The following is a 575-nucleotide window of genomic DNA, read 5'->3' on the forward strand; positions in this document are numbered from 1 at the left end:
TATATTTTCGATGTTACCGATGAGGCGGCCGTAATCGAAAACCTTAAGAAAATTGAAGATGAAGTAGGGCCAATAGATATCTTGATCAATAATGCGGGAATCATCAAAAGAACCCCCATGATAGATATGGAGCTTGCTGATTTTGAAGCGGTTATTAAGGTTGATTTAGTGAGTCCGTTTATCATGTCAAAGTACGTTGTAAAAGGAATGATCGAAAGAGGAGGGGGAAAGATCATCAATATTTGCTCCATGATGAGCGAATTGGGTCGCGACTCTGTTAGTGCCTATGCCGCTGCAAAAGGTGGACTTAAGATGTTGACCAAGAACATGGCGACCGAATGGGCCAAGTTCAACATTCAGACCAATGGGATTGGACCTGGGTATTTTGCGACTTCGCAGACGGCTCCGATTCGTGTAGACGGACACCCTTTTAACGATTTTATAATCAGTAGAACACCTGCCGCTAGATGGGGGGAACCTGATGATTTGGCTGGGGCCGCTATTTTCTTGGCCTCAAAGGCCAGTGATTTTGTCAACGGGCATATCCTATATGTAGACGGGGGTATTTTGGCCAC

The 575-nt window shown here is 44.9% G+C and carries 1 protein-coding gene; it reads left to right on the forward strand.

Going from position 1 to position 575, the window contains the following annotated elements; genetic code table 11:
- A partial coding sequence (locus R3X28_RS19220; RefSeq protein ID WP_317666509.1) for an SDR family oxidoreductase occupies nucleotides 1–575 on the forward strand: 575 nt, incomplete at both ends.

The sequence above is a fragment of the Maribacter sp. TH_r10 genome, assembly GCF_033101095.1.
In the GTDB taxonomy this organism is placed as follows: Bacteria; Bacteroidota; Bacteroidia; order Flavobacteriales; family Flavobacteriaceae; genus Maribacter_A; species Maribacter_A luteus.